26 protein-coding genes and 1 tRNA gene are annotated in these 26,681 nt (G+C 59.2%); 19 read left to right on the forward strand and 8 right to left on the reverse strand.

What is annotated here, in order from left to right; translation table 11 throughout:
• Positions 1-11: 11 nt before the first annotated feature.
• From dnaG to AB9K37_RS04535, 4 genes are all read left to right on the forward strand, one after another.
• Entirely contained in the window at positions 12-1,991 is a 1,980-nt protein-coding gene (dnaG, locus tag AB9K37_RS04520) for a DNA primase (RefSeq protein WP_369835746.1), read from the forward strand.
• Positions 1,992-2,106: 115 nt separating this feature from the next.
• Positions 2,107-4,107: an RNA polymerase sigma factor RpoD gene (gene rpoD / locus AB9K37_RS04525; protein WP_369835747.1), complete on the forward strand. Its 2,001-nt coding sequence runs from the start codon at positions 2,107-2,109 to the stop codon at positions 4,105-4,107.
• A 17-nt stretch (positions 4,108-4,124) separates the two neighbouring features.
• Positions 4,125-4,361, forward strand: a complete 237-nt coding sequence (locus tag AB9K37_RS04530) for a hypothetical protein (protein WP_369835748.1) — start codon at positions 4,125-4,127, stop codon at positions 4,359-4,361.
• A 171-nt stretch (positions 4,362-4,532) separates the two neighbouring features.
• Positions 4,533-4,709: a hypothetical protein gene (locus tag AB9K37_RS04535; RefSeq protein WP_369835749.1), complete on the forward strand. Its 177-nt coding sequence runs from the start codon at positions 4,533-4,535 to the stop codon at positions 4,707-4,709.
• A 383-nt stretch (positions 4,710-5,092) separates the two neighbouring features.
• On the opposite strand, the gene AB9K37_RS04540 is transcribed toward AB9K37_RS04535, so the two are convergent.
• The gene (locus AB9K37_RS04540) at positions 5,093-5,851 is read right to left on the reverse strand and encodes an SDR family NAD(P)-dependent oxidoreductase (protein WP_369835750.1); all 759 of its coding nucleotides are present in this window, start codon (positions 5,849-5,851) and stop codon (positions 5,093-5,095) included.
• 253 nt (positions 5,852-6,104) lie between these two features.
• Here AB9K37_RS04540 and AB9K37_RS04545 point away from each other — a divergent pair, with 253 nt between their 5' ends.
• The 3 genes from AB9K37_RS04545 to ribD all read left to right on the forward strand — a co-directional run bounded on the left by AB9K37_RS04545 (position 6,105) and on the right by ribD (position 8,220).
• The gene (locus tag AB9K37_RS04545) at positions 6,105-6,515 is read left to right on the forward strand and encodes a secondary thiamine-phosphate synthase enzyme YjbQ (protein WP_369835751.1); all 411 of its coding nucleotides are present in this window, start codon (positions 6,105-6,107) and stop codon (positions 6,513-6,515) included.
• Between the two features lie 128 nt (positions 6,516-6,643).
• Positions 6,644-7,120, forward strand: a complete 477-nt coding sequence (gene nrdR / locus AB9K37_RS04550) for a transcriptional regulator NrdR (protein WP_072705825.1) — start codon at positions 6,644-6,646, stop codon at positions 7,118-7,120.
• 26 nt (positions 7,121-7,146) lie between these two features.
• Positions 7,147-8,220 (forward strand): bifunctional diaminohydroxyphosphoribosylaminopyrimidine deaminase/5-amino-6-(5-phosphoribosylamino)uracil reductase RibD, encoded by a 1,074-nt coding sequence (gene ribD, locus AB9K37_RS04555; RefSeq protein WP_369835804.1) that lies wholly within the window; start codon positions 7,147-7,149, stop codon positions 8,218-8,220.
• Position 8,221: 1 nt separating this feature from the next.
• Here ribD and AB9K37_RS04560 read toward each other — a convergent pair whose 3' ends face one another.
• The 3 genes from AB9K37_RS04560 to AB9K37_RS04570 form a co-directional block, all read right to left on the reverse strand.
• Positions 8,222-10,183 (reverse strand): capsular polysaccharide biosynthesis protein, encoded by a 1,962-nt coding sequence (locus AB9K37_RS04560; protein ID WP_369835805.1) that lies wholly within the window; start codon positions 10,181-10,183, stop codon positions 8,222-8,224.
• 78 nt (positions 10,184-10,261) lie between these two features.
• Positions 10,262-11,356, reverse strand: coding sequence for a polysaccharide biosynthesis/export family protein (locus tag AB9K37_RS04565; protein WP_369835806.1), 1,095 nt, complete (start codon positions 11,354-11,356; stop codon positions 10,262-10,264).
• Between the two features lie 140 nt (positions 11,357-11,496).
• On the reverse strand, positions 11,497-12,789 hold the full coding sequence (locus AB9K37_RS04570; RefSeq protein WP_369835752.1) for a capsule biosynthesis protein: 1,293 nt from the start codon (positions 12,787-12,789) through the stop codon (positions 11,497-11,499).
• Between the two features lie 132 nt (positions 12,790-12,921).
• Here AB9K37_RS04570 and AB9K37_RS04575 point away from each other — a divergent pair, with 132 nt between their 5' ends.
• The 8 genes from AB9K37_RS04575 (at position 12,922) to AB9K37_RS04610 (ending at position 19,046) form a co-directional block, all read left to right on the forward strand.
• Positions 12,922-13,509, forward strand: coding sequence for a riboflavin synthase (locus tag AB9K37_RS04575; protein ID WP_369835753.1), 588 nt, complete (start codon positions 12,922-12,924; stop codon positions 13,507-13,509).
• A gap of 75 nt (positions 13,510-13,584) precedes the next feature.
• Positions 13,585-14,559, forward strand: coding sequence for an MBL fold metallo-hydrolase (locus AB9K37_RS04580; RefSeq protein WP_369835754.1), 975 nt, complete (start codon positions 13,585-13,587; stop codon positions 14,557-14,559).
• Between the two features lie 229 nt (positions 14,560-14,788).
• The gene (locus AB9K37_RS04585; protein ID WP_369835755.1) at positions 14,789-15,451 is read left to right on the forward strand and encodes a hypothetical protein; all 663 of its coding nucleotides are present in this window, start codon (positions 14,789-14,791) and stop codon (positions 15,449-15,451) included.
• 112 nt (positions 15,452-15,563) lie between these two features.
• A complete protein-coding gene (ribB, locus tag AB9K37_RS04590; RefSeq protein ID WP_369835756.1) occupies positions 15,564-16,694 on the forward strand; it encodes a 3,4-dihydroxy-2-butanone-4-phosphate synthase in 1,131 nt (376 codons plus the stop codon).
• Positions 16,694-17,221, forward strand: coding sequence for a 6,7-dimethyl-8-ribityllumazine synthase (locus AB9K37_RS04595; protein ID WP_369835757.1), 528 nt, complete (start codon positions 16,694-16,696; stop codon positions 17,219-17,221). The genes ribB and AB9K37_RS04595 overlap by 1 nt, the downstream gene beginning before the upstream one ends.
• Before the next feature lie 21 nt (positions 17,222-17,242).
• Positions 17,243-17,725 carry a transcription antitermination factor NusB gene (nusB, locus tag AB9K37_RS04600; protein ID WP_369835758.1) on the forward strand — a complete coding sequence of 161 codons (483 nt, stop codon included), beginning with the start codon at positions 17,243-17,245 and terminating at the stop codon, positions 17,723-17,725.
• Positions 17,726-17,894: 169 nt separating this feature from the next.
• A complete protein-coding gene (locus AB9K37_RS04605; protein WP_369835759.1) occupies positions 17,895-18,215 on the forward strand; it encodes a hypothetical protein in 321 nt (106 codons plus the stop codon).
• A 378-nt stretch (positions 18,216-18,593) separates the two neighbouring features.
• A complete protein-coding gene (locus AB9K37_RS04610; protein ID WP_369835760.1) occupies positions 18,594-19,046 on the forward strand; it encodes an MmcB family DNA repair protein in 453 nt (150 codons plus the stop codon).
• Here the strand turns inward: AB9K37_RS04610 and AB9K37_RS04615 are convergent, their stop codons facing one another.
• The gene (locus tag AB9K37_RS04615; RefSeq protein ID WP_369835761.1) at positions 19,047-19,247 is read right to left on the reverse strand and encodes a DUF6324 family protein; all 201 of its coding nucleotides are present in this window, start codon (positions 19,245-19,247) and stop codon (positions 19,047-19,049) included.
• Between the two features lie 126 nt (positions 19,248-19,373).
• Between AB9K37_RS04615 and AB9K37_RS04620 the strand changes: the two genes are divergently transcribed.
• Positions 19,374-19,450, forward strand: a tRNA-His gene (locus tag AB9K37_RS04620).
• A 131-nt stretch (positions 19,451-19,581) separates the two neighbouring features.
• On the opposite strand, the gene AB9K37_RS04625 is transcribed toward AB9K37_RS04620, so the two are convergent.
• Both AB9K37_RS04625 and AB9K37_RS04630 read right to left on the reverse strand, forming a co-directional pair.
• A complete protein-coding gene (locus tag AB9K37_RS04625) occupies positions 19,582-21,030 on the reverse strand; it encodes an ammonium transporter (protein ID WP_369835762.1) in 1,449 nt (482 codons plus the stop codon).
• Between the two features lie 333 nt (positions 21,031-21,363).
• Positions 21,364-21,660 (reverse strand): DUF6476 family protein, encoded by a 297-nt coding sequence (locus AB9K37_RS04630; RefSeq protein WP_369835763.1) that lies wholly within the window; start codon positions 21,658-21,660, stop codon positions 21,364-21,366.
• Between AB9K37_RS04630 and AB9K37_RS04635 the strand changes: the two genes are divergently transcribed.
• From AB9K37_RS04635 to AB9K37_RS04645, 3 genes are all read left to right on the forward strand, one after another.
• Positions 21,659-22,690: an RluA family pseudouridine synthase gene (locus tag AB9K37_RS04635; RefSeq protein WP_369835764.1), complete on the forward strand. Its 1,032-nt coding sequence runs from the start codon at positions 21,659-21,661 to the stop codon at positions 22,688-22,690. The two genes, AB9K37_RS04630 and AB9K37_RS04635, sit on opposite strands and share 2 nt — an antisense overlap.
• Positions 22,691-22,842: 152 nt before the next feature.
• Positions 22,843-23,739 carry an RNA polymerase sigma factor RpoH gene (gene rpoH / locus AB9K37_RS04640; protein WP_369835765.1) on the forward strand — a complete coding sequence of 299 codons (897 nt, stop codon included), beginning with the start codon at positions 22,843-22,845 and terminating at the stop codon, positions 23,737-23,739.
• 69 nt (positions 23,740-23,808) lie between these two features.
• Positions 23,809-24,783 (forward strand): Gfo/Idh/MocA family protein, encoded by a 975-nt coding sequence (locus AB9K37_RS04645; protein ID WP_369835766.1) that lies wholly within the window; start codon positions 23,809-23,811, stop codon positions 24,781-24,783.
• Between the two features lie 63 nt (positions 24,784-24,846).
• On the opposite strand, the gene AB9K37_RS04650 is transcribed toward AB9K37_RS04645, so the two are convergent.
• Positions 24,847-26,664 (reverse strand): M3 family oligoendopeptidase, encoded by a 1,818-nt coding sequence (locus AB9K37_RS04650; protein ID WP_369835767.1) that lies wholly within the window; start codon positions 26,662-26,664, stop codon positions 24,847-24,849.
• Between the last annotated feature and the right edge of the window lie 17 nt (positions 26,665-26,681).

Genomic DNA, 26,681 nt, shown 5'->3' on the forward strand with positions numbered 1-26,681 from the left:
ATATTCGGCCAATGAGTTTGCCCCCCAATTTCATCGAAGAGCTGCGCACCCGTGTGAGCCTGTCCCAAGTGGTCGGGCGCAAGGTCGTGTGGTCGAAAAAGTCCAACCGCGCCAAGGGGGATTGGTGGGCGTCGTGTCCCTTTCATCAGGAAAAATCTGCGTCTTTTCATGTGGATGACCGCAAGGGATTTTATTATTGCTTTGGGTGTCATGCCAAAGGGGACGCGCTGACCTTTGTTCAAGAAACCGAGAATGTCGGTTTCATGGAAGCGGTCGAGATTCTGGCCCGTGAAGCTGGCATGCCTATGCCCGCCCGTGATCCGCAGGCCGCCAAGAAGGCGGACCGCCGCAGCCAATTGGCTGAGGTCATGGAAGAGGTTGTCAAATTCTATCGGATGCAGCTCAAGACAGGGGCCGCGCAGGACGCGCGGGCCTATCTGGATCGGCGCGGTTTGGGGATGAAAGGGCAGGACCGGTTCGAGATCGGCTATGCTCCGAACGAGAGCCAAGCCACGTGGAACCATCTGAAGGGCAAGGGCATCCCCGACGAGATGATCATTGCCACCGGAGTGTGCGCGGAGTCTGATCGGGGCGGGGCGCCCTATGACCGGTTTCGCGGGCGCATCATGTTCCCGATCCGCGATGCACGGGGGCGGTGTATTTCCTTTGGCGGGCGGGCGATGGACCCGAATGCGCGGGCGAAATACCTGAACGGTCCCGAGACAGAGCTCTTTGACAAGGGCAACAGCCTGTACAACCACGGACCTGCGCGCGAGGCGGTGGGGCGGGGGCAGACCCTGATTGTGGCCGAAGGCTATATGGATGTGATCGCGCTGGCTTTGGCGGGGTTCGAGGGGGCGGTTGCGCCACTCGGCACGGCGATCACGCCAGAGCAGCTGCAACTGATGTGGCGGATCAGCCCCGAGCCTGTGATTGCTTTGGATGGGGACAAGGCTGGCGTGCGCGCCGCCTACCGGTTGGTGGATGTGGCGCTGCCGCTACTCGAAGCGGACAAAGCCCTACGTTTTTGCCTGATGCCCGAAGGGCAGGACCCCGACGATCTGATCAAGGCCAAAGGCCCCGAGGGCATGGCCGAGATTTTGGGCACCGCGATGCCTTTGATCGACATCCTCTGGCGCCGCGCCATCGAGGATCAGGTGTTCGACAGCCCAGAGCGTAAGGCCGGCTTGGACAAACGCCTGCGCGAAGAGATCAAACAGATACGCAGCCCTGATCTGCGCAGCCATTACGGCCACGCGATCAAGGAGTTGCGGGCAGGGCTCTTTGGCACTGCGGTCAGCGCCGAAGAGCCGCGCCGCGAATGGACCCCGCGCCAGAATTGGCAGCCGCGTCAGGGCGGGGGGCGCCGTCCTTGGGGGGCGCCGCCGTCGAAACCGTTGGGTACGACACTGACGTCGGCCTTGGTGCAGGACGAGAATTTCGAAATTTCCCTGCGGGAGGCCGTGGTGCTGGCTACCATCGTATCGACCCCCATGGTGCTGGAAGAGGCGATGGACCTGCTTGAGGCGATGGAATGTCAGTCCGCCGATCACAACACCCTGCGCGGGGCGCTGCTGATGATGAACGGACGGTCCAATGCCTTCCGCGCGGAGCTCGAGGCATTGGTGGGCGGTGAAATCCTTGAAAACCTGCTGAGACAGAACCATATCTCCATTTGCCCGTCGGTCCGGCGTGCAGGCGATCTGGAAACGGCCAAGTTGACCCTCATGGAAGAGACGGCAAAGCTGAAGGCAGCACATGGCCGTCTGGCGGAAATAGCCGAGGCAACCGAAGAGCTGACAGGCGCCGCGGACGAAGCGATCACCTACCGGCTGGGGCAGGCTGCCTTGGCCTTTGACCGTGCGACCCGCGCACAGCAGGAAGACACAACAGAATACGAGAAGGCCGACAACGGCATGCGCGTGGACCGAAAAGAGCGCGAGGCCCTTCATGGGCTGCTCGCGAACCTCGGAAAAACGCCGAAACATTGAACGTTAAGGGGAATCGGGCGAAAAACCCTGATCAAGAGGTGCGCGAATCAGAACGAATCAGTTATTGAGTCGTACTGACCGGCGCGAATCACGCCCGCCAAGGAGCAAAGACCACATGGCAGCCAAAGATACCGAAGACCGTAAGTCCGACGATCAGGATCAGGACCAGGAAATCTCGCTCGATCTGAGCCAGGCCCGGGTCAAGAAGATGATCGGCGAGGCGCGGGAACGGGGCTACATCACATACGATCAGCTCAATCAGGTTCTGCCGCCCGATCAAGTGTCTTCGGAGCAGATCGAGGACGTCATGTCGATGTTGTCCGAGATGGGCATCAACATCATCGAAGATGACGAAGCCGAAGAAGAAGAGCAGGGCTCGACCGAACTCGTCACCAAAGAGCAGGGCGGCGCTGTCGCCGTAGCCGGTGCCGAGAAAGAGAAGCTGGATCGCACGGACGACCCTGTCCGCATGTACCTGCGCGAGATGGGCAGCGTTGAGCTGCTGTCGCGCGAAGGCGAAATCGCGATCGCGAAACGGATCGAGGCTGGCCGCAACACGATGATCGCAGGCCTCTGCGAGAGCCCGCTGACCTTCCAGGCGATCACCATCTGGCGCGACGAACTTCTGTCCGAAGACATTCTGCTGCGCGATGTGATCGACCTAGAGACGACCTTTGGCCGCTCGGGTGGTGAAGATGGCGAAGAAGGCGACGAGCCCGTGATCGGTGCGCCCGCTGCGGCGCCTGCGAACACCAACTCGGAAACCCGCTCGAACGAGCAGGAATACGACGCCGACGGCAACCCGATCAACAACGACGATGACGACGACGAAGACGAACAGGCCAACATGTCGCTGGCCGCGATGGAAGCTGCCCTCAAGCCCCGCGTTCTGGAAACGCTGGACCAGATCGCGGCTGACTTCGAGCTTCTGTCGGAAATGCAGGACCTGCGGATCAGCGCAACTCTGAACGAGGACGAGAGCTTCTCTGACGGGGAAGAGGCGCGTTACCAGCAGCTGCGTTCGGAAATCGTTGTTCTGGTGAACCAGCTTCACCTGCACAACAACCGTATCGAAGCTCTGATCGACCAGCTCTACGGCATCAACCGCCGCATCATGTCCATCGACTCGGCCATGGTAAAGCTGGCGGACCAAGCCCGCATCAACCGCCGCGAGTTCATCGACGAATACCGTGGCCACGAACTGGACCCGAACTGGCTGGATCGCATGCGCGAGAAGTCCGGCCGCGGCTGGCAGGCGCTGATCGACCGTTCCTCGGACAAGATCGAGGATCTGCGCAACGACATGGCGCAGGTCGGCACCTATGTGGGCCTTGATATCAGCGAATTCCGCCGCATCGTGCAGCAGGTCCAGAAGGGTGAGAAAGAAGCCCGTCAGGCCAAGAAAGAGATGGTCGAGGCCAACCTGCGCCTCGTGATCTCGATCGCGAAGAAGTACACGAACCGTGGTCTGCAGTTCCTCGACCTCATTCAGGAAGGCAACATCGGCCTGATGAAGGCCGTGGACAAGTTCGAATACCGCCGTGGTTACAAGTTCTCGACCTACGCGACATGGTGGATCCGTCAGGCGATCACCCGTTCGATTGCGGACCAGGCACGGACCATCCGTATCCCTGTCCACATGATCGAGACCATCAATAAGCTGGTCCGCACCGGCCGTCAGATGCTGCACGAAATTGGCCGCGAACCCACCCCCGAGGAACTGGCAGAAAAGCTCCAGATGCCTCTGGAGAAGGTCCGCAAGGTCATGAAGATCGCCAAAGAGCCGATCTCTCTGGAAACGCCCATCGGCGACGAAGAGGACAGCCAACTGGGCGATTTCATCGAGGACAAGAACGCGCTTCTGCCCCTCGACAGTGCGATTCAGGACAACCTGCGCGAAACCACCACCCGTGTACTGGCCTCGCTCACACCGCGCGAAGAGCGCGTTCTGCGTATGCGTTTCGGCATCGGCATGAACACCGACCACACTCTGGAAGAGGTCGGTCAGCAGTTCAGCGTGACCCGCGAACGTATCCGCCAGATCGAAGCGAAGGCGCTCCGCAAACTCAAGCACCCCTCGCGGTCGCGCAAGCTGCGTAGCTTCCTCGACCAGTGAGGACGCTGGTCATATTTTTGATCGTGTTTGGCGCGGGGATCGGGATACCGATCCTCGCGCTTTTCAATTGTGGTGGCTGGAACGAAGGCACGATGCAGGTGGACTACTGCGTCGTTGATACGCCCGACCTGCGCTACATGGCAGAGGTCGTGTATGCCATGATCCTGCTGTCCTCCTTCACGCTTGGCCTGCCTATCTTTGTTTACCTCATGATCTTGTTGGCGCTGGCACTGCTCTTGCGGTGGCTTTCTTAGAAGGGTTTTCCGTCCCCTGACGCCGTTTCGCTTGGGGGCGCTCTAAAACGGGTGTTGCCCAAGTCGTACCTATTCAAAGGGAGTGCGCGCACAGGCAATTTGCGAGGCCTCATCGGCCTTTGGGAGCGGGGCAAAGCGCGCTTCGATGAAATCATCAAGGGAAGGTCAGTCATGGAAGTTTCTTCTTCGTCATCAATGATGGCTGCACAGATCGCAGCGACCAATAAGCCGGAGCTGGAACAAGGCGATGCTCCGCAAAAGACCCCGGCGGATCGTGCATCGGACACGATCTCCCTGTCCCCCGCCGCGCGGGCCAGGCTGGACGCGGACGCCAAGAATACACCCTGACGGGTGCCGCAGGCGCGTGGCGTTCTGGGTGACCCTAGGGCAAGCTAACAGTTTGAGTGAGAGGTCGTTGGACACTCCAAGGCGTTTCTAACCGCGGTGGTGCCAATCATCGCAGGGACACCTTGTGACTGTAACTTGTAATCAGGAAAAGACCGATGAACGTTTCGTCTGCAAGCAGCGCGATGGCAGCACAGGTTGCTGCGTCATCGCCTCAGCCGACCCAAGCACCCGCTGCGGCCAAGGCGCCAGCGGCGGCCACAGACACTGTATCGCTGTCACCGCAAGCCCAGGCAAAACTGGCCGCGCATAAGTGTTGTGGCTGATACTCTGACCCAAACGAAAAGGGCGCCCCATGGGGCGCCCTTTGCACGTCTTGCCGCCGCTTACGCTTGCGGCGGTTGCCCGTTGCTGGCGGACAGGCCGCCATCCACGGGCAGGTTCACGCCGTTGACAAACCGCGCATCGTCCGAGGCCAGAAAGGCGATGACGTCCGCGATGTCCTCGGGCTCGGCGGGGCGGCCAAGGGGGATGCGCTCCATAAATTTCTGAATTTTGTCGTCATTGCCCAAGATGCCCGTCGTCATCTCGGATTTCGTCAGGGACGGGCAGACGGCATTCACACGCACGCCGCTGTTGCGGGCATCCAAGGCCAGCGCGCGGGTCAGGTTGGTGACGCCGCCTTTGGCCGCGTTATAGGCAAACATGTTCCAGTCGCCACCGATCCCCGACACAGAGCTGGTCATGACCACGTTGCCCTTAGACTCTTTCAGCGCGGACCACGCAGCCTTGGTGACCAGATAGGCGCTGGTCAGATCGGTCTCGATGACCTTGTGCCAGTCCTCGGGGGTGACATCGTCGATGCTGCCCATGACGGCGGTGCCCGCGTTGTTCACCAAGACGTCGATCTGGCCATAAGCGTCGAGCGCGCCTTGGGCGATCTTGTCCGCGCCCTCTTGCTGACTGACATCGGCCACGACGACCGTGCTGTTCGGGATATCCTTGGCCACGTCCTGAAGCTTGTCCTCGCTGCGGGACACAAGCACGACATGCGCGCCTTCGCGGCCAAAGCGGCGGGCGGTTGCCGCGCCGATCCCCGAAGAGGCGCCGGTCACGATGACGGTTTTTCCGGTAAAGCGGGTCATGGTAATCTCCTGTAAACTATTCAAATTCGAGGCCGCAGCCGCGTCGCTGGCTCAACGGGAGATGCGCGGGATCGTTCCAAATCCGGCGCGCGGTCCAAGGTCACGTTGGCGCGAGCCACGTCATGACGTGAGCCATACGTAAACCATACGCGAGCTGGCATCCGCTTTGGCCGCTGGATCAAGGGGTTGGGCCGTGACGGGCGGCGCGCAGCAGGGTACGCTGCGCAGACCCTAGAAAAGAGCAGAGCGCGCCATGCACACCACCTTTACCATTTCGACCCGCGGTCAGGGCATCTACGAATTCACCCGCGATGTCGCTGACTGGGTGCGCGGGGACGGGGTGCTGACCCTGTTCATCCGGCACACCTCGGCCAGCTTGCTGATCCAGGAAAATGCCGACCCCGAAGTGAAAGTGGATCTGGTCAATTACTTCTCGCGCCTCGTGCCGCCTTCGACTGATCCCAGCATGTCCTATCTGACCCACACCTACGAGGGCCCAGATGATATGCCCGCGCACATCAAAGCCTCTATCCTGCCGATTTCATTGACGATTCCTGTGATTGGTGGGCGGCTGGCGCTGGGAACATGGCAGGGCATCTACCTGTTTGAACACCGAGATCGCCCCCATCACCGCGAAGTCGTTGCAAAATTGATTCAGGGCTAAGACGAAAGTGCAGGCCGCATATAGGGGGATCAAGAAAGCTCTACCCAAATTGTAGAGGCAGTCCTATAGTGCCTGTGGATAACTGGGGCGGCGCCCCCAATTCAGCGGTCTGAACAAAGGAAATTGCCATGCGCTGCCCGTTTTGTGGAAGTGTCGACACTCAGGTGAAGGATTCCCGCCCTGCAGAGGATCACGTGGCGATCCGACGTCGACGTTTCTGCCCGTCGTGCAGTGGTCGATTTACAACCTATGAGCGTGTGCAGCTGCGCGATTTGGTGGTCGTGAAAACCTCTGGCCGCCGTGAGGATTTCGACCGCGACAAGTTGGAACGCTCGATCCGCATCGCGGCCCAGAAGCGCCCCGTGGAGCCTGAGCGTCTGGATCAGATGATCTCTGGCATCGTGCGCCGTCTCGAAAGCCTTGGCGACACGGACATCCCGTCCAAAATGATCGGCGAGATCGTGATGGAGGCGTTGGCCCGCATCGACACCGTTGCCTATGTGCGGTTTGCAAGCGTTTACAAGAATTTCCAAGCGGCGGATGACTTTGACAAGTTTGTCAGCGAGCTGCGCCCGACCGCTCCGGCAGAGCCCACGACAGAGTGATCGACCGACATCAAGACCGGCGCTTCATGGCGCTCGCCCTGTCTTTGGGGCGTCGGGGTATGGGCAATGCGTGGCCCAATCCCGCCGTCGGCTGCGTGCTGGCCCACGGTGCGCGCATTGTTGGTCGCGGTTGGACCCAACCCGGCGGCAGGCCGCACGCAGAGGTTGTAGCTCTGGCCCAGGCGGGTCCTGAAGCGCGTGGCGCCACCGCTTATGTCACGCTAGAGCCCTGCGCTCATTTCGGCAAAACACCGCCCTGCGCGAATGCCTTGATCGAGGCGGGTGTGGCCCGCGTTGTCGTTGCCGCAACGGACACGGACCCGCGCGTTGCAGGGCAGGGCATCGCCAAGCTTCGGGACGCAGGTATCCCCGTCGAAACCGGCCTGATGGAGGCCGAAGCGCTAGAGGATTTGTCCGGCTTTTTCTTTCGCTTAGCCAAAGGTCGACCCAGAGTCACCCTCAAGCTGGCCAGCAGTTTTGACGGCAGGATCGCCACGGCCTCGGGCGAAAGCCAATGGATCACAGGGCCAGCGGCGCGCCGACATGTCCATGGAATGCGGATGCGCCACGATGCGGTCATGGTCGGTGGCGGCACAGCCCGCGCCGACGATCCGCAATTGACCGTGCGCGACATGGGCGTCAGCCACCAACCGACGCGCGTCATCGTCTCGCGCAAGCTGGATTTGCCCCGCGCAGGCCGCATGTGGCAGAGCATCCCCGAGGTCCCAATGATCCTGTGCCACGGGCCAAACCTGCCCGAAGACACACTGGCGCCTTGGCGTGATCAGGGTGGAACGCTCGTGGAATGCGCGCTCGATGGGCGCCGCGTGGATGTGCAAAGCGTGCTGCAGGGCCTTGGGGATCATGGCCTCACGCGCGTCTTTTGCGAGGGTGGTGGTGCGTTGGCAGGCTCATTCTTGCAAGCGGACCTGGTAGATGAACTGGTCGGGTATACCGCTGGTCTCGCACTGGGGGCCGAGGGGCAACCGGCCATTGGGGCGATGGGGCTTGATGCCTTGGCAGAGGCGCCGCGCTTTGATCTGGTCGAGACACGCCCCATTGGGCCCGATGTGCTGCACCGCTGGCTCCGGCGGCGATAATCTAGCGCCAAAGGTGGGCGTAGCCTGCCAGCAATCCTTGGGCTTTGGACAATAGACGCAGGGAAAGGCCAGCCTTCGGGCCTTGGCCGCTTGCTAGCCGTGCGACGGCCACTTCGACGGGGCAGGGGCGGCCCGTCAGCGGATCGAAATAACGCGGATAGCAGATCAGCGCGCCGTGCACCAACTCTGGCAGGGTCAGTCGCGCGCGGCGGCGTGTGGGGACTGGCCCCAAATCTCGTGTCAGGCCCCAGCCCGCGTAGAACGGCGCGCCAAGGGTCGTGACAGGCACCCCGCGCAGCAGCGCCTCGAACCCAAGGGTCGAGGTCATGGTCCACACTTCATCTACATGCCCGAGCAATGCTGCCGGATCGACATTTCGCACGACCAGATCGGCCAGTTCGTTCATCTGACCTTCTGGGATCACGCCGGTACGGAGGCCCGCTTCGACATCTGGATGGGGCTTATAGAGGATCGTTGCATCCGGGTTCTCCGCACGCGCACGCTGTAGTAAGGCGAGGTTCGACTTCTCTTTCCCCGCGCCAAGTCTGATTGAGGCGTCGTCCTCGACCTGGCCAGGCACCAGAATGAGTGGCCGTTTTGGCAACTCGGGCAGATCGCCCTCCAAATTGTACTTGCTGATGTTTTGATCAATGAGCGTACGGATCAGCTGCTCGGCTCGGGTGATCTGGTCGCGCCGAAGACCGGTGGAGTTGTTCAGGATGACCTCAAGATCGCTCTTACGCGTGGGATCGTAGTAAATGCCACGTTTGTCGGTCACCAAGGATAGCGGCGGCACCAGTTCCGCGCCAAGTCCTCGCGACCGAATGAAACCGTCCTCGACCCGCGTTACCTCCCAATCGGGCTCTGTCTTGCCCGCCCATGCCATCCATTCATGGCCGGTCTCTGCGCTCAGTTCGACCGCGTTTTCTGGGTCAGTGGCAAAGCGCACTCCGGCGCCATGACCATAGAATTTGGCCAAAGTTCCGCGTTTCCAGAGCCGCATACCGGAGGCTACCCATCCTTTGCGGTCGTCGCGCCAAGCGCGTGTTTCAGCCTCAAGCGTATCGATCACCTGCTCAAGCTCGCAGAGCCGGTCACCATAGGGATCATACCACGTGGGATAGAGGATCATCGCTGCGGCAAAGAGCTGTGCGGGCGTTAGGCGGCGCTGGCGGCGGTAGATGGGATCTCGGTCCTCGGTCAGGCCCCATCCCGCGTAGAAGGGCTGCCCGTAGACGTGAGGACGGTGGCCTGCGAGGATCGCTTCGAAGCCCATTTGAGAGGACAAGGTGTAGACCGCTGTGGCGCCTTCGAGCAGGTGCCAGGGGCTGATCGGCGCGTCAAAGATCTGCGTCCGGTCGTTGCAATCCTCTGCGCCGTACATTCCCGTTCTGTGCCCTTGGGTTGTTTCGGGATGCGTGCGGATCAGAATGGGTTGGCCGGGGTTCTCCTCTTGGGCATCGCACAGCATTTCCTGAAAGCGTGCGCGGTAGCCCTTGGAGGCGTGCACCGAGGCGTCCCCAGCCACCTGATCGATTACCAAGACATAGCCCGGCGCGGGGGCAGGGGCCGATGGGTCAAAGGCGTTGTATTTGGACAAATGCAGAGCACCCAAGCGGGCAATCGCGCCCCGCGCACGCTCTAGAAGCGCTGTGTCGTCTAGCGGATGATGCCCAAGCAGGTTTTCGAGCCGAGAGGGGCGGGATGGATCGAAATGCAGGCCCCTATCGTCGATCAATAGCCCTAGCGGCGGATCGCCTGCGCGGCCCGGGTGGATTGATCTGAGAAAGGCATCTTCGAGATAGATCGGTTGCGCACCGGTCTTGCTGACGATGCGTGCACCGCGCTCTGACGTACCCGCGGCCCCCCAGATCAGCAGGCCGTCGCGCTCTGATGGCCATCCCAGCCGCGGCGTGTGACCAGCGAGAGACAGAATACGCCGCAGGCGCGCATCTGTCAGCATGGTGAGGCTGGATGCAAAACACCGCCGAAGGGTCTGTCCTTCGGCGGTGGGATGATCGAACGGGTCCGTCACAGGGTCTTAGCCGCCAAGGCCGGAAGCTGCCCCTGCGAGGGAGTTGACCGAGTTCAGGCCGCCAAGCAGGGCGCTGATGGTTTTGTTCCAGCGAACGAAGGGCGCTTCGGTGACGTAGAGGGTGTCTTCGTCACGGATCGCGAAGTCGCGGGCTTCGAACATGCCGGTGGGTTCGGTCAGGTTCAGAACGTAGACCATGCGTTGGGCGCCGATCAAATCGCTGCGGCCAAGAACCATGTTCGCTACTTCTGCAGGTTCGTTGCGGAAGATGAAGACGCCGGTGGGATCCGCCGCATTGGTCTGCAAGCCGCCCACGGTCGCGATCGCTTCGATGGCCGAGATGGTCTGGCTCTCGAAAGGAACGCGGGTCTGGTTGCCGGTTGCGCCAAGCGAGGTAAAGCTGCGTGTGTCCTGCTCGACCAGAACGCGGTCGCCGTTGCGCAGCGCGATGTCGAGACGGGTGTCGTCAAAGATGTCTTGGAACCAAACTTCGCCCTGCTGATTGCCGCGTACGACGGTGATCTGGGTGATTTCCGGTTCAATGGTGATGCCGCCTGCACGTGCCAGCATACCGGAGAGGGTCCGGCTCGGGCGTTCGATCGGATAGAGGCCTTGGCTGCTGACAGAGCCGATCACCGAGACCGCCGCGCCGTCACCGGCAAGACGCCGGACCTCGACCTGCGGATCAGGGGTTTGCTCTTCGAGCTGGGTGGTGATGATTCGGCGAATGGCTTCGGGGGTGTTTCCCGCCGCTTTGATCCGACCGGCATAGGGCACAAAGATGAAGCCCGCGCCATCAACCTGCACTTCTTGCAGGGTGGTCGCGTTGCCCTCGGCACCGGACAACAGACCGTCATCAACGTTTTCCCAGACAGTCAGACCCAGGGTGTCACCAGGGCGAATGGTGTCGGACCCCAGAATGCCTGCGTTGACGAAACTGTCAGAAAAACCAAGTGCCGGTGTGACAGCGGTGGCACGGGTGACCCGCGAATTCACACTAACAACAAAGGCATCGCCACTGCGCATGACGGAGCCTTCGAAAATCTCGTTTTTGGAGGGACCAGAGCGCGGCAATCCGCAAGCGGTCAGACCAATAGTCATAGCGGCCAGAATGGCCCCACGCACCAGACGCGATGATGTTTTCTTCACTGCTCAGGTCTCCTCGACCTATTATTTTGCCTTGTTTTTTGAAGAGGCTAGCGGAAAAGCAATTAAAAAGCTAGCGCGATGGGCAAGAACAGTTAGTGCACGACTCGAAGATGTTGCCGAGGTGCCGCGGTCCCGTGCAAAAGCGCATCATAGGGGTCATCCGCCATCAACATCATATCAACCACCTGCCGCAAGACCTGCCGTCGCCCTTGGGCCGAGTAGAATCCGCCCCCAACCTGAGAAGTTTCAAGAAGATAGCGGCGATAGTCCTTGTAGGCGCGCAAGTCGGGACGGGTCGGTTGGGCGTAAAATTCGGGCAGGGGTTGGGTGCTCACGAACTCTGGCTTGTCATAGACTGCTCGGCCAAAGACGCGCAGGGCCATGCCTCGCCATAACACCTGTTGTGCGGCGGTCGAGTTTACGGTCACAGCACTTCGCGCATCATTTAGCAGCGCTGCTAGCTTGCCGCCACGTAGATAATGCACACGGTCCTCGATCCCGCGCTCCCGCGCGAGGGCGCGGATGTCGGCGCGCACGGGGACCCTGCCATCCTCTAACGGATGGGCTTTGAAAACGAGGTGATGATGTCTCGGCGCACCCTTGGTGAACCCGTCAATCACAGTTTCCAGAAAGTCCCGCATGCAGCCAAAGGATGAATGCGCCTGAAAGCTGCTGTCATGGGCCAATTGTAAGAGAACCACGTGGTAGGGAAACCCGCCCCGCCGAACGCGCGCTGTCGCAAGTACCCGTTCCAGCCATTGCGCGGGCATTAGCAACAGGCGTCGCAGGTAGAGCCTGAATTCTTGCGCCACTGGAATGTCGCGATGGGCGCGGAAGTTCCGGTAGGCTCTGTTCCGGAACATCACGTGCCAATGGTAGAGCGCCCCGTAGAATACGTGCTGACGCATGTCGCCCCATTTCGCGGGCGGAAGAGGAGCGTCCTGATCAATGCCGGCGAGCGCCTCTCGCATTTCTTTGACGGTCATCTCCATCAAGCGGGAATGGCCATTGCTGCCGCCCCGCTCGTAGGTGATCCAATAAGGGCGCATGTAGCCCTCTTCGAAGACGTGAATGTTCAAGCCCTGCGCTTTGGCGATCTCGACCGCGCTGGCGTGGATTGACCTGACATCGCCGTAAAGAACGATATCCGTCACATTACGGTCCTTAATCAGTGTCTCAAAAGTGTCGGCCCATTCGGCTTGGGGCTTGTCAAACGCAATGTAAGTTGCGCTGTCCCGCCAGAAGGCCGCGTCCCCAGCGTTGAACCCAACGCGCAGAACCCGCGCTCCGGCGTGGCACAACATCTCTGCCAGACGGGCAAAAAACGGCCCGTGAGGCCCCTGCAAGAACAGGAATGTGCGGTCGGAGTTGGGTAACTGGGTCATGGGTACTTATAACGGACTATATTTCATCATTTCTATGGGAGTCCTTCGTCAAAAATAAGTGGAAACAGTGGCACATGCTTGAGAAATCTAGGTCAAAGGTCTACCTCGGCTTGGAAACGATGGAGGATCCCTATGTTCACAGGCATCATTACAGATATGGGCCGGCTCGCAGAGTTGCACCACGGCGATAGCCTGCGCGCACGAATCGAGACAGTGTATGACATGTCCACTGTGGATCTGGGGGCGTCGATTGCCTGTGACGGCTGCTGCCTGACCGTGGTTGAGGTGGGGCCAAACTGGTTCGATGTCGAGATCAGCGCCGAGAGCATCTCCAAGACCAATATCGGGGATTGGCAGGTCGACAAGCGCGTGAATCTCGAGCGGGCGCTCAAGGTCGGCGACGAGCTTGGAGGGCACATTGTTTCGGGCCACGTGGACGGTGTCGCCGAGGTCGTCAAAATTGAAGAGGATGGCGGCAGCACGCGGGTGACACTACGTGCACCCGAAGCTCTGGCAAAGTACATCGCGCCCAAAGGGTCTGTCGCGCTAAACGGCACCTCCTTGACCGTTAACGAAGTCGAGGGCTGCGATTTCGGCATCAACTTTATTCCACACACCAAACAGGTCACCACTTGGGGCGGCGTGGCAGTCGGTCAGCGTATCAACCTAGAGATTGACACCTTGGCTCGGTATGTCGCGCGTCTGCGTGAATGGGACTAACAGCTGCACATATTCATATTTCTTTGTCCGTCGCAAAAAATGATCTAGCATTCCTCCCGAACAGGGAGGAAACCTATGACCAAATTCAAAGCCAGCCGTCGCGAGTTGCTCAAGCTATCTGCGATGGCACCCGCCTTTGCCTTGACCGCGACGGCGCCCAAGGCCCAAGTCGCAGCCCCTACATCAGATAACCCAGCGCATTTCAAATTTGCCATTGGCGCTGCGCAGGTCACCGTGATTTCAGACGGGTTTTTCGAAACGCCTGTGAGCGGCCTTGGCGTCAATGCTGACCCTGCAGAGGTGCAGGCCTTTCTGGCTGCGCATTACCTCTCTACCGAGAGCAGTCTCGCCCACACCAACCATCTGATCATCGACTTGGGCGAGGCGCGGGTGCTGGTGGATGTCGGGTCTGGCAGCCGCTTTATGCCTACAGCGGGCCGTCTGATGGCCAACCTCGAAGCTGCGGGAATCGACCCCAGCAGCATCACTCATGTGGTCATCACCCATGCGCACCCAGATCACATCTGGGGTGTCCGCGATGACTTCGACGAGGCGATCTTGCCCGACGCTCAATATTTCATCGGGGCTGACGAACATGCGTTCTGGCTGCAAGACGGGCTGGCGGCCTCCTCTCCGGCAGAGATGCAGCAGTTCGTGGTTGGTGCCGTGAACTCGTTGAACGTTGAGGGCGCAGATTGGGTGCTCCTGTCGGATGGTGACGAAATTTGTCCGGGGGTCCGCGCGATTGCCACCCCCGGTCACACACCGGGCCATATCTCTGTTCATGTGGAAAGCGAGGGTCAACAGCTTGTCGCCCTTGGAGATTCCATGAATCACGCCTACACGAACTTTGCTCATCCAGATTGGTATAATGGCTTTGATATGGACGGCGCGCAGACTGTCGCGACGCGCCAAAGCCTGCTGGACCGGGCCGCCGAAGACCGCATTACGGTGTGTGGATACCACTTCCCGTTCCCCGGCGTTGGCCATGTTATGCGCGAAGCGGGCAGCTATCGCTTCTTGCCTGCACTCTGGCACTTCAAAGGTTAGACGCGATTATCCTTTTTGCTCTCTACCGTATCTCTCGGGACGGCAACATCGTGGAGGTAACCACGGATAGAGGCTAAAGGATACCTTGCGTCATCCAGATTTCTTTCTGATGGGGCCACCCAGTCGATCTGCCACAACGATGTGGCGCTGGTTGAGCGCCCATCCTGATCTGTTCTTGCCGGCTCGGCGGGAGCTGGGGTTTTATGCTGTCCCGGATCTAGAGACCTTTTTGGGCAGGCCCGAAGATCCGCGCCTTCTGGATGTGATCGAAGACCAGAACCGGTATGCCAAGGCTTTTGTCCCGTCGGGCGGGAGGCTGAGTGGAGACGGGTCTTCGGTCTATTCCCTCGTGCCCGGTGCAGCGCGTCGGATGTTCAAAGACGCACCGGATGCCAAGCTGGTTTTCATGCTCGAAGCACCCGTTCAAAGGGCCATGACGGCACATGCTTATAATCTGACGCTAGATGTTGAAACCGAGCCCCATTTCGAGAAGGCTCTGTTGCTCGAGTCTGAACGGAAAGAGCAGGGTGGCTCCCCATTTCTGCAGTATGCACGGGGTAGCCGCTATCGCGAGATAATCGAGCCTGTGGATGACCTTTTCGGGCGCGACAACGTTTTGATCCTGATAGCAGAAGAGGCTGAGCGCGCACCTCATGCGGCTGTGGCGCAGCTCTGTGCATTTCTGGGGATCAGACCAGACGCGGGCTCTTTGCCATCCCTGCCACGTCGACGACAAAGCGTGGTGGCCGAGATGTTGGCGCGTGTGCGCAGCCGTCGCCGCCAGCCAGAGATTTGCGCCCAATTTCGCAGTGAGATGCAGTCCGAAGTCCATTGGGTCGAACAGAGGGTCGGTTCCGCTCTGGACGCATGGATGTTTAAGGATCAAGAGTAGAGCCGGAAACGTGCTTTGCCGCACAGGGACCGAGCGCCGCACCCCCACACCTTCGGGTGGTTCGAGGGGGCCTGCTGCGGTACCTAGCGGTACACGATGAAGGAGAGACGGTATGTCCGAAAACAGTCGTTTTGAAACACCCGGCCCCGTCGAAGAAAACCTGCGCGATGCAATTTCTCCGATCGAGGATGTGATCGAGGATGCCCGCAACGGTCGCATGTACATCCTGGTGGACCACGAGGACCGCGAGAATGAAGGCGACGTTTGCGTCCCCGCGCAGATGTGCACGCCCGAGGTCATCAACTTTATGGCCACCCACGCGCGCGGCCTGATCTGCCTGACCCTGAACAGCGAACGCATTGATGCGTTGGGTCTGCCGTTGATGGCGACCACAAATTCTTCGCGCCACGAAACCGCGTTCACAGTCTCGATCGAAGCGCGCGAAGGCGTGAGTACCGGCATTTCCGCCCATGACCGCGCCCGTACTGTGGCGGTCGCGATTGATTCCAGCAAAACGGCTGCCGATATCGCCACCCCCGGCCACATCTTCCCCCTGCGCGCGCGCGACGGCGGCGTTCTGGTCCGCGCTGGCCACACCGAGGCTGCGACCGATGTGGCCCGTCTGGCTGGCCTGAACCCATCTGGTGTGATCTGCGAGATCATGAATGACGACGGCTCCATGGCGCGTCTGCCTGATCTGGTGGCCTTTGCCCAACGGCATGGGCTCAAGATTGGCACGATCAGCGACCTGATCGCCTATCGCCGCCGCTACGACAATTTGGTCAAGGTCGAGAGCGAGAGCAACATCACCTCTGAATTCGGTGGTGAGTGGACCATGCGGGTCTACACGGACACGACCCAAGGCGCACAGCACATTGCTCTGATCAAAGGGGACATCACTGGCGATGCGCCGGTCCTGACCCGTATGCACACCCTCGACCCGATGCTTGATATGTTGGGGACGGGCCCCAAAGGCCGCGCCTTTGAATTCAGCTCGGCAATGAAGATGGTTGCCGAAGAGGGCAGGGGTGTCATCGTCTTGCTCCGCGACTTGACCATGCAGCTTGGCGGCGGGGCCAGCCCCCAAACCCTGCGCCAGTATGGCCTTGGGGCGCAAATCTTGACACACTTGGGCCTGAAACAGCTGACCCTTCTCACCAATTCGCCCACCCCAAAGGTGATCGGCCTTGATGCTTACGGTATCGAAATCACCGGCACCCGCAAAATTCCGGAGGCAAACTGATGGCCGCCAATGAACAGCACTACACTCTAGAGCGCCCGACTTTCGACAAGCCCGTGAAAATCCTGATCGTCGTTGCACCCTATTACAAGGATATCGCGGACAACCTGCTTGCTGGTGCCCGCGCCGAAATTGAAGCCGCTGGGGGCACCCACGAGACGGTCGAGGTCCCGGGCGCGCTGGAAATCCCCACCGCGATTGGCATGGCCGGACGTCTGGCCAACTACGATGGCTACGTGGCCTTGGGGTGCGTGATCCGTGGCGAGACGACCCACTACGACACCGTCTGCAACGACAGCTCGCGCGGGATCACCCTGCTGGGTTTATCGGGGCACTGCATCGGAAACGGCATCCTGACCGTGGAAAACCGTGAACAGGCCGAAGTCCGCGCGGAACCGGACGGGCAGAATAAAGGTGGCGGAGCGGCGACTGCGGCCTTGCATTTGATCGCATTGGCGCGTAACTGGGGCGGCTCAAAGCGTGGCGTTGGCTTCATGCCCACCGAGGATGACAGTTACCGCATCGCTTAACCCCATCTTCAGGCTGACCCGATGACCACAGATTCCGCACCCCTGTCTGGCAACCAGAAGCGCAAGATGCGCTCGGCATCCCGTCTGTACGCGGTGCAGGCGCTCTACCAGATGGAATTGACCGGCCTGTCTTTTGACCGCGTCAAAGCAGAGTTCCTGGACCTGCGCTTTGGCGCAGAGATCGACGGCGAAGAGCTCATCGACGGTGATATTGACTTGTTCTCGACCATCCTCGAAGCGGCTGTGAACTGGCAGGCGCGGATTGACCAATGCACCGACCGCGCGCTGGTTGCGAAATGGCCCCTGGGCCGGATCGACACCACTCTGCGCGCGCTCTTCCGTGCCGCTGGTGGCGAGTTCCAAGCCAAAGAGACGCCGCCCAAGGTGGTGATCACCGAATATGTTGACGTGGCCCGCGCCTTCTTCCCCGAGGGCAAGGAAGCCGGTTTCGTCAACGCGGTGCTCGACCACATCGCCCGCGAGATGCGCCCCGAATCCTTCTGATCGGCTGAGACAAAGAGACTGACACAACCCGGCGCGATCCTCGCAGCCGGGATTTCCGTTCCGTCAGGATGTGTCACAACGGCGCGATTTCGCCCATTATCCGCTTGATCAGGTAGACACTCCCTCCGTGCGGCACTACCTTTCTTGTGCAAAGCACAGGAGATGCAAAATGCCCAAGCTCGTACGTCTCTACATTAGCCAAGTGATCATGGGCTTCGGCCTGTCTGCCGCCTTTGTTGCTGCGCTCCTGACATTGAATGTCGCAAACCTCTGGCATCTTGTTACACACTCGACTGGCGGTCTTCTGGCTGTGATCATGCTTTGGGTTTTCAACGGCATTGTTTTCGCGGGTGTGCAGTTCGGCATCTCTATCATGCGCTTGGCTGACGATGATGACACGCCTCGTGGCCCCCGCCAGCAAGCTCTTGTTCGGGAATTCGCGCCAATCCCAGTGCGTGCGGATGAGCAGCGCAAGCGCCGCCACATCTAAGAACACCCACTCAGCGCTTTCACCTTTGCAGAAATACTCTGGGGGAGGCGCGCTTTGCGCGACGTGGGCAACGCCCCCTTTTTTCATGTCTTTCGACGTGAAATTCTCAAATATTTTTAGGGAGTTCAGTGTGGCGGGCCCGCGCGCGACCGTCTAGGTTTTTGCATTCCCGAGGACCTGTATATACAGGTGGGCGCCAGGTAATCAGGCCAGGGCCAGAACAGAGCCAGCTCCCTCGGATTTGCTTAAGGCCACCGGAATGAAACCGACATACGAGAGGGGCAGCGCCCGCCACGCAGCACAGGTAATGTGACAAACCCCATTCGACAAGGGGGCATGTGACTTGATTTTGTTCTCTTTATGTTCATATTGGATGATATGCAGATCATCCCTAGCCAAACTCCCATTGATCCCAAGCCAGGTCAGCTCTTGGCGCGCGGTGTTGCACGCCACTTGGCGCAACTTGGCTTTGCCTGCCTCGACGAATTCGTGCCCGCGCGTGGGTTGCGCATGGACGTCATGGGGATGGGAAAGAAGGGGGAGCTTTGGTGTGTGGAGTGCAAATCCTGCCGCGCAGATTTCCAAAGTGATTCCAAATGGCAGAATTATTTGCCCTACTGCGAGCGATTTTTCTGGGCTGTGGACGCTGATTTTCCGACGGACCTCCTGCCCGAAGGGACAGGTTTGATGATCGCAGACGCGTATGACGCAGAGATTATTCGCATGCCGGATGCAATGCCGCTCGCTGCGGCCCGCCGCAAGGTCCTGACGCGTGACTTTGCCCGCACGGCGGCACTGCGTCTTCAGACCCTGCGCGATCCACGGCTGTAATCAGCGACGGCCTTTGCTGCCCAGATCCCTGGCGGTCTGGATGGCAGACTTGATTTCCTCGAGGATCTCTTCGGCCTCATCCGGCGTGAAGTCCATCGGGATTTCCAGATCACCCGCTTCGATATACAGGCGGATCATGCCTTTGTCTGTCGGTCCGATCTGCAAGCTGGCTTCGATGTCGCGTTCTGTGTTGATACCCATGAAAGGCTCCGTTTTCCTGTTGAATATCGCGGGTAAACCCTGTTCGGGCTCTTGGCAATATCATGTGAATTTTTTGTTATACTGCTTCTTGCAATCCGAGTTCGCTAGGGGTAAATGACCCCCAGTGCCGCCTTAGCTCAGTAGGTTAGAGCGCCTGATTGTGGATCAGGAGGTCCCCCGTTCGAGCCGGGGAGGTGGTACCATCCTCACCTCTGCCGATGTTCGAAAGCGCCCTGTGTGGCGCTTTTTTCGTGTCTTTGTTTCCGAGCGCTGCAAAGGAAAAGCGCGGCACCCTGAGAGCACCGCGCTTGAAATCTGTGTCCCTAAACTGAGCTTAGAACGTGGTCTTTGCCTTGCCCGGAGCTGTTAGGTTGATCGAGTAGGCGTCTTGACCATGCAGCTCCAGATCCATCCCTGCCAGTTCCTGCTCGGGGGTGACTCGCAAGTGGTTCCGGGGCATCGCGCCGTAATCGAAGTACTTCGAATTCCCCAGCTTCTTGATCACGTACATCAGGCGCGACGCCAACCAGAAGGTGACAATCGCCGACAGGAAGCCAAAGAGGCAGATCAGGGCGCCATAGAACATTTGGGTGCCGAACACGATCGGACCAAGCTCCATGTCGCCGGTGGTCAGCGCGAACATACCGCCCGCAAACAGGCCCACCGCTCCGTGCACGGGGAAGGCACCGATGGGATCGTCGACCTTGATTTTGAAGATGAAGATGACTGCCAGAACGTAGACTGCACCGGAAAGTATCCCGATCAGGACCGCAACGGGTGCGGTCGCTGCGTCGGCATTCGCGGTGATGCCAACAAGGCCAGCCAGCGCGCCGTTCATCAGATCGGAGATGTTGTACTTGTTCTGCGTCACCATAAAGAAAGCCAGCACCGAGAAAACAGCAGCACAAGGTGCGAGCGTGGTGTTGATGACCACCTGGCCAAACCCGCCAATCAGCTGTTCAAAGATCGCGTTCGCCACCAAATCAGGCTGGTTCTCGGTCGCACTTAGGTCGATAGAGGCCAAATCGAAACCGCCGGCAAAGGTACTGCCTGCGTTGAAGCCATACCAACCAATCCACAGCAGGAACACACCAAGCGCGCTGACCGGAATGTTGTGCGCCGAGTTGCTGATCGACGATCCGGCAAAGCGATAGGAATCGATCTGGCCTTTGCCGTAGTCGAATTCACCGATTCGTGGTTTCAGCATGATCGCGCCAGCGAGGCCTGCGAATCCGCCAAGCGCGTGGACCACAAGCGAACCGGCGAAGTCGTGCAGGATGCCGTAGAGCATCCCATCAGCATTCCAAACCGTGAAGGCGACAACAGGGTAAATCAGGGCAGAAAAAACGGCGCCAAAGAACAGGTAGGCGTACGGCGCAATTCGTCCGGTGACCGCGCCCGAGCAGATGGTGACGCATGTCGCGGCGAATGCGAAGTTGAAGAACAGCGAGATGTCGTCGTTCAGGCTCACGATCGGACCGGGGGAGTTGTTTTCAGTGCTGTGCGCAAATCCCATTTCACGCATCCAATCGACCAGCATAGAGTCTCCGGTGATAATCGGATAACCGAACCAGTAGAAAAAGATGCCGCACACGCAGGCGTCCACGAAGTTTTTGAAGATATTGTTGATCGCGTTTTTCCGCGACATGCCGCCGGTCTCGAGCATCATGAACCCGGCTTGCATCAGGAAAATCAAGACGCCACTGATGAAAACGATTATGTTGATTGTCGAGTAGACCCCAAAGATCAGGGATCGATCGTAACTGGCTAAATCACCGCCCATGGTTCGTCACCTAATTGTCGATTGGGCTCAAGTGTAAGTAGACCTGAACACCAAATTATGCGTGAAAATTTACAGTTACCGATTAGCTGCGGGGCGGATTGTCCGTCAAGGTTGAAAGGCGCAATTAGAGATTTGATCTTGATCAATTGCATTATTGACGCAATCAAACCATTATATTTGTAATTAAAGATTACAATAAATATCAAACTGGTATTAGATGGTGTCTCAATCCGGTTTCTGGAAACATGAAAACCCTGCGTCAATTGATGCGAAAACCGAATGTGACCGCAGAATGTGCGATAAGGTGTGAGAATTTCTTACAATGACTACATTTTAGTCAGTTTCTGCGTGAACTGTCTGCCTCAGCGCACCACTTTTCGCATCATAGATCAGGATCTCTTGTTGATCGGTGACGATTGCAATCCAACCCTTGCCTTGTGTAACTGCGCTGATTGTTGATCCCGCAGGCAGGGTCAGGTTCTCTGGCAGGACTGGCGTAGGATCTGGAAACCGAAATACGATGACCAGGGCGATGGCGATCATGCCTGCCATCATCACCACGGTCAGCGCCGTCACAAGGCGGCGCAGGAACATGGCGTCTGGGGGCGTCTGGTCAGAAGGAAGCGACATGGGCGAGACCTTGGTTACCGTCATCATCGCGGCAGATCCGCCGCCCCGTCTGGATAAGGCTTTGGCGCGCGATGTGCCAGAGGAAGCGTCCCTGTCGCGCACACGGCTGGCCAAACTGATCGCCGAGGGTAAGGTGTCGCGTGGGGCAGAGGTCTTGACCGATCCCAAAGCCAAGGTGGCTGAGAATGACGAAATCGCCATTCAGGTCGAGGCTGCGGCAGAGGTTGATACCGTCGCCGAGGATATCCCGCTGGAGATCATCTATGAAGACGATGATCTGATTGTGGTGAATAAGCCTGCAGGCATGGTGGTCCACCCTGCACCCGGTTCGCCGAGTGGCACGCTTGTTAACGCTCTGCTGCACCATTGCGGGGATACGCTCTCTGGCATCGGCGGCGAGAAGCGGCCGGGCATCGTGCACCGTATCGACAAGGAAACGAGCGGTTTGCTGGTCGTTGCCAAGTCAGACCGTGCCCACCATGGCCTCGCTGCTCAATTCGAGGACCACAGCGTAGAGCGGGTCTATTCGGCTGTGGTCTACGGAGTGCCGGATAGCAACGAGCCCCGGCTAAAAGGGGTGAAGGGCGTTAGCTTTGAGCCCGGCAATATCATCAAGATCACTTCGTTTCTTGGACGCCACAAGACGGATCGTCAGCGGCAGGCCGTCAGCTTCAACACCGGTCGTCATGCGGTGACACGTGCGCGGGTGGTTGAAACATTCGGGACACCCGTCTGTGCGACGTTGGTGGATTGCTGGCTGGAAACGGGGCGGACTCACCAAATTCGCGTGCACATGACACATGCAGGCCATGCTCTGATCGGTGACCCTGTTTATGGTGGACGGCGGAAGCTCTCTCCCAAGGCATTGTCCCTTGCAGGGATTGAGGCCGCAGCGAATTTCCCGCGTCAGGCCCTGCATGCGCGCATCCTCGGTTTCATCCATCCCGTCACCGAAGAGGAAATGTCCTTCGAAGCGCCACTGCCCGATGACATGGTTTCACTCCTCGACGCACTGCGCACCAAGAAGTGATCCTCACGCACGTGTGCGTGAGTGCGCAGTAATCCCTCTATCCAGCCAAGTATCTATCATTTTATATGGAACCAAAGCGAGGCTGAGGACTTGAATACATGAAGTCAGCTACCTAGCTGCATGTTAAAGCCTGTTACATTCAGGAGGGACAAATGGCAAACTATGCAAATCTTCCGGCACCGACCCCAGAGGGCGGACTGTCGCGCTACATGCAAGAGATCCGCAAGTTCCCTCTGCTGGAGCCTGAAGAAGAATATATGCTGGCCAAGCGGTGGGTCGAGGAACAAGACACAGAGGCGGCCCACAAGATGGTCACCAGCCACCTGCGTCTCGCGGCTAAAATCGCGATGGGCTACCGTGGCTACGGTTTGCCCCAAGCAGAGGTGATATCCGAAGCGAACGTGGGTCTGATGCAAGCGGTCAAACGCTTTGACCCCGAAAAGGGCTTCCGTCTGGCCACCTACGCAATGTGGTGGATCCGCGCCAGCATTCAGGAATACATCCTGCGTAGCTGGTCGATGGTAAAGTTGGGGACAACCTCTGCGCAGAAGAAGTTGTTCTTTAACCTGCGCAAGGCGAAGTCCCGCATCGGAGCGCTGGAAGATGGCGACCTGCGTCCAGAGCACGTGCAGAAGATCGCGACCGACCTTGGCGTAACCGAGGACGAAGTGATCAGCATGAACCGCCGCCTGTCGGGTGGTGATGCGTCGCTAAACGCGACTGTCGGGTCCGAGGATGATGGCGGCGCTCAGTGGCAGGATTGGCTTGAGGATGAAGATGCGAACCAAGCCGCAGCCTACGAGGCGCAAGACGAAATGGACTCACGCCGCGAACTGCTGGCCGAAGCGATGGACGTGCTGAATGACCGCGAGAAAGACATCCTAGTCAAGCGCCGCCTGAGCGAAGAGAACATCACGCTCGAAGATCTGTCTTCAGAATACAGCGTCAGCCGCGAGCGCATTCGCCAGATCGAGGTGCGTGCGTTTGAAAAGCTACAGAAGCGGATGACCGGTCTTGCGCGGGAAAAGGGCATGCTCCCCGCAGTCTGACCCCCAGACAGAGTTGTAGAACATCCCCTCGGGCCCTAGGCTCGGGGAGATTTTATTTTGGGAGGCATTATGACCGAAATCTACAACTGGGGTATTCTGGGGGCAGCGAAGTTTGCGCGCGAACAGATGGGGCCTGCAATCCATTTGGCGAATGAGGCCCGTCTGGCGGGTTTGGCAACCTCGAGCTACGACAAATCCGCGCCGTTCCGCGCCTTTGCGCCGGACATCCGTGTCTACGAAAGCTACGACGCGCTGATCCATGACCCCAAGATTGACGTTGTCTATATTCCGCTTCCGAACCATTTGCATGTTGAGTGGGCGTTGAAGGCCCTGAAGGCGGGCAAGCATGTGCTGTGCGAGAAGCCGATCGCAATGGAAGCGTCAGACATAGACCAGATCATCGCCCTTCGGGACGAGACCGGCCTGATGGCTGCCGAAGCCTATATGATCTTGCACCACCCCCAATGGCAGCGCGCCAAAGAGATCGTCGAAAGCGGCGAGATCGGACGGCTGCGCCATGTGAGCGGGATCTTTACATTTGATAACCGCGCAGACACAGGCAACATCCGCAACAAGGCGGAAACCGGCGGGGGCGGCATCCGTGATATTGGCGTTTATACGTATGGCTCGACCCGGTTTATGACGGGGCAAGAGCCGACCGAATTGCGTGCGGATGTCGAATTCGAGAACGGCGTCGACACCTATGCCAATGTCACGGGGCGGTTCGGGGATATCACGTTTACCCTGATCAACTCGATCCGAATGGCGAACCGTCAGCGGATGGAGTTCCACGGGGAAAAAGGCACTTTGGCTTTGACTGCACCGTTCAATGCGCAGGCATTTGGCGAGGCACGTCTGACCGTGGAATGTTCTGGTGGTGTCATCCGAGAAGAGCGCTTCTCGGCCGCGCAGCACTACAAGCTACAGGTCGAGAATTTCTGTGCAGCGATCGCCGGGGACCGTTCGGCTTATCCGGTGCCGCTGGAGTTTTCACAGGGGACACAGGCCATGATCGACCGCGTGTTCGCTGACGCAAAGCGCTGATCAACAAAAAGGAACGCCGCCCTGATCGGGCGGCGTGCTGTATTCTTGGTGCGGGCGGTTGGGTTATTCCATCGCCTCGAGCTGGTCGATGAAACCTTCGATCATTGACAGGCCCTTGTCCCAGAATTTCGGATCGGACGCATCAAGGCCGAACGGGGCCAGCAGCTCTTTGTGGTGCTTCGAGCCGCCCGCCTTGAGCATGTCGAAATATTTGTCCTGGAAACCTTCGGGCTGCTCTTGATACGCGGCGTAAAGGGCGTTCACCAGGCCGTCGCCGAACGCATAGGCGTAGACGTAGAAGGGCGTGTGGACGAAGTGCGGGATGTAGGCCCAGAAGGTCTCGTAACCCGGCATGTAGTCGAAGACGGGGCCAAGGCTTTCTGCCTGGACGCTCATCCACAGGGCGTTGATGTCGTCGGGGGTCAGTTCACCACCGCGGCGCGCCTCGTGCAGTTTGCATTCGAAGTCGTAAAAGGCGATTTGGCGGACGACCGTGTTGATCATGTCCTCGACCTTGCCAGCCAGCATGACCTTGCGCTCGTTGTCGTCCTTGGCGCCGGCCAGCATCTTCTGAAAGGTCAGCATTTCGCCAAACACCGACGCGGTTTCCGCCAGCGTCAGCGGGGTCGAGGACAGCATCTCGCCCTGACCAGCGGCCAGACGCTGGTGGACGCCGTGTCCCAGTTCGTGGGCCAGTGTCATCACATCGCGCGGTTTGCCAAGGTAGTTCAGCAGCACGTAGGGGTGCACATCGGTGACGGTGGGGTGTGCAAAGGCACCAGGCGCTTTGCCCTGTTTGACGCCCGCGTCGATCCAGCCCTTGGAGAAGAACGGCTCGGCCAGTTCGGCCATGCGCGGGTCGAAGTCGCCATAGGCGTCCATGACAATCTTCTCCGCTTCGGGCCACGCGATCTTGCGCTCGGTCTCCATGGGGAGGGGCGCGTTGCGGTCCCAGACTTCCATGGTTTCAAGGCCGAGCCATTTGGCTTTGAGTTTGTAATAGCGGTGGGATAGGCGCGGGTATGCATCGACAACAGCGTTGCGCAGGGCCTCGACGACTTCGGGCTCCACGTGGTTGGCCAGATGCCGACCCGTTTGCGGGGTGGGCATGCCGCGCCAGCGGTCCATGACCTCTTTTTCCTTGGCCTGGGTGTTGTGCACGCGGGCGAAGGTTTTGACGTTCTTGGTAAAGGTTTCACCCAAGGCGCGGGCACCAGCCTCGCGCTTGGAACGGTCCTGTTCGGACAGCAGGTTCAGGGTCTCTTCGATGCCCTTTTCCTCGCCATCCACGTCGAATTTCAGTCCCGCAATGGTTTCGTCGAACAGGCGCTCCCAAGCGTCGCCAACCACGCCCATGTCGTGGAGGAATTTCTCCATCTCGTCGGACAGCTGATAGGGCTTCATCGCGCGGATGCGGTCGAACACGGGCTTGTAGCGGGCCAGATCGCTATTTTCCGCGAACAGAGCGTCTAAATGGTCATCGGGCAGACGGTTCAGTTCCAGCGTAAAGAACACCAGCGGGGTGGTGTAGCGGGTCAGGCGATCTTGCAGGTCGGACATGAACTTGGCACGCTCGGCTTCCATGGTGTTCTGATAGTAGCGCAGACCGGCAAACGACATGATGCGCCCCGCGACCATATCGATGCGTTCGTTGCGCAGGGTGCATTCCAGCATGCCGTCCGCATCCAGATCGGCCAGTTTGCCTTCGTAATCTTCGGCAAAGCTGGCGCAGGCGCTTTCCAGCCAGTCCAGATCGCGCAGCAGTTCAGGGGCGTCTTCGGCGGTGTACAGATCGCTCAGGTCCCATTCCGGCAGATCCCCCAGATCGCCAGTGCCTGCGCTGGGGTTTGCATCAAAGAGCGGTTGAATGCGGTGTGCCATAAGTGGTCCTTTTTAAT

Origin of the sequence: Donghicola sp. XS_ASV15 (genome assembly GCF_041224595.1) — a bacterium.
GTDB lineage: Bacteria > Pseudomonadota > Alphaproteobacteria > Rhodobacterales > Rhodobacteraceae > Donghicola.

Bases quoted from the DNA above. Each gene is read 5' to 3' on its own strand.
- nusB (WP_369835758.1), top strand. From the start codon at position 17,243: ATGACCACAGATTCCGCACCCCTGTCTGGCAACCAGAAGCGCAAGATG.
- AB9K37_RS04570 (WP_369835752.1), bottom strand. From the start codon at position 12,789: ATGACCCAGTTACCCAACTCCGACCGCACATTCCTGTTCTTGCAGGGG.
- AB9K37_RS04540 (WP_369835750.1), bottom strand. From the start codon at position 5,851: ATGACCCGCTTTACCGGAAAAACCGTCATCGTGACCGGCGCCTCTTCG.
- AB9K37_RS04545 (WP_369835751.1), top strand. From the start codon at position 6,105: ATGCACACCACCTTTACCATTTCGACCCGCGGTCAGGGCATCTACGAA.
- nrdR (WP_072705825.1), top strand. From the start codon at position 6,644: ATGCGCTGCCCGTTTTGTGGAAGTGTCGACACTCAGGTGAAGGATTCC.
- AB9K37_RS04535 (WP_369835749.1), top strand. From the start codon at position 4,533: ATGGAAGTTTCTTCTTCGTCATCAATGATGGCTGCACAGATCGCAGCG.
- AB9K37_RS04605 (WP_369835759.1), top strand. From the start codon at position 17,895: ATGCCCAAGCTCGTACGTCTCTACATTAGCCAAGTGATCATGGGCTTC.
- AB9K37_RS04565 (WP_369835806.1), bottom strand. From the start codon at position 11,356: ATGACTATTGGTCTGACCGCTTGCGGATTGCCGCGCTCTGGTCCCTCC.
- AB9K37_RS04560 (WP_369835805.1), bottom strand. From the start codon at position 10,183: ATGCTGACAGATGCGCGCCTGCGGCGTATTCTGTCTCTCGCTGGTCAC.
- ribB (WP_369835756.1), top strand. From the start codon at position 15,564: ATGTCCGAAAACAGTCGTTTTGAAACACCCGGCCCCGTCGAAGAAAAC.
- AB9K37_RS04615 (WP_369835761.1), bottom strand. From the start codon at position 19,247: ATGGGTATCAACACAGAACGCGACATCGAAGCCAGCTTGCAGATCGGA.
- ribD (WP_369835804.1), top strand. From the start codon at position 7,147: ATGGCGCTCGCCCTGTCTTTGGGGCGTCGGGGTATGGGCAATGCGTGG.
- dnaG (WP_369835746.1), top strand. From the start codon at position 12: ATGAGTTTGCCCCCCAATTTCATCGAAGAGCTGCGCACCCGTGTGAGC.
- AB9K37_RS04575 (WP_369835753.1), top strand. From the start codon at position 12,922: ATGTTCACAGGCATCATTACAGATATGGGCCGGCTCGCAGAGTTGCAC.
- AB9K37_RS04580 (WP_369835754.1), top strand. From the start codon at position 13,585: ATGACCAAATTCAAAGCCAGCCGTCGCGAGTTGCTCAAGCTATCTGCG.
- AB9K37_RS04630 (WP_369835763.1), bottom strand. From the start codon at position 21,660: ATGTCGCTTCCTTCTGACCAGACGCCCCCAGACGCCATGTTCCTGCGC.
- AB9K37_RS04610 (WP_369835760.1), top strand. From the start codon at position 18,594: ATGCAGATCATCCCTAGCCAAACTCCCATTGATCCCAAGCCAGGTCAG.
- AB9K37_RS04625 (WP_369835762.1), bottom strand. From the start codon at position 21,030: ATGGGCGGTGATTTAGCCAGTTACGATCGATCCCTGATCTTTGGGGTC.
- AB9K37_RS04595 (WP_369835757.1), top strand. From the start codon at position 16,694: ATGGCCGCCAATGAACAGCACTACACTCTAGAGCGCCCGACTTTCGAC.
- rpoD (WP_369835747.1), top strand. From the start codon at position 2,107: ATGGCAGCCAAAGATACCGAAGACCGTAAGTCCGACGATCAGGATCAG.
- AB9K37_RS04645 (WP_369835766.1), top strand. From the start codon at position 23,809: ATGACCGAAATCTACAACTGGGGTATTCTGGGGGCAGCGAAGTTTGCG.
- AB9K37_RS04635 (WP_369835764.1), top strand. From the start codon at position 21,659: ATGGGCGAGACCTTGGTTACCGTCATCATCGCGGCAGATCCGCCGCCC.
- rpoH (WP_369835765.1), top strand. From the start codon at position 22,843: ATGGCAAACTATGCAAATCTTCCGGCACCGACCCCAGAGGGCGGACTG.
- AB9K37_RS04650 (WP_369835767.1), bottom strand. From the start codon at position 26,664: ATGGCACACCGCATTCAACCGCTCTTTGATGCAAACCCCAGCGCAGGC.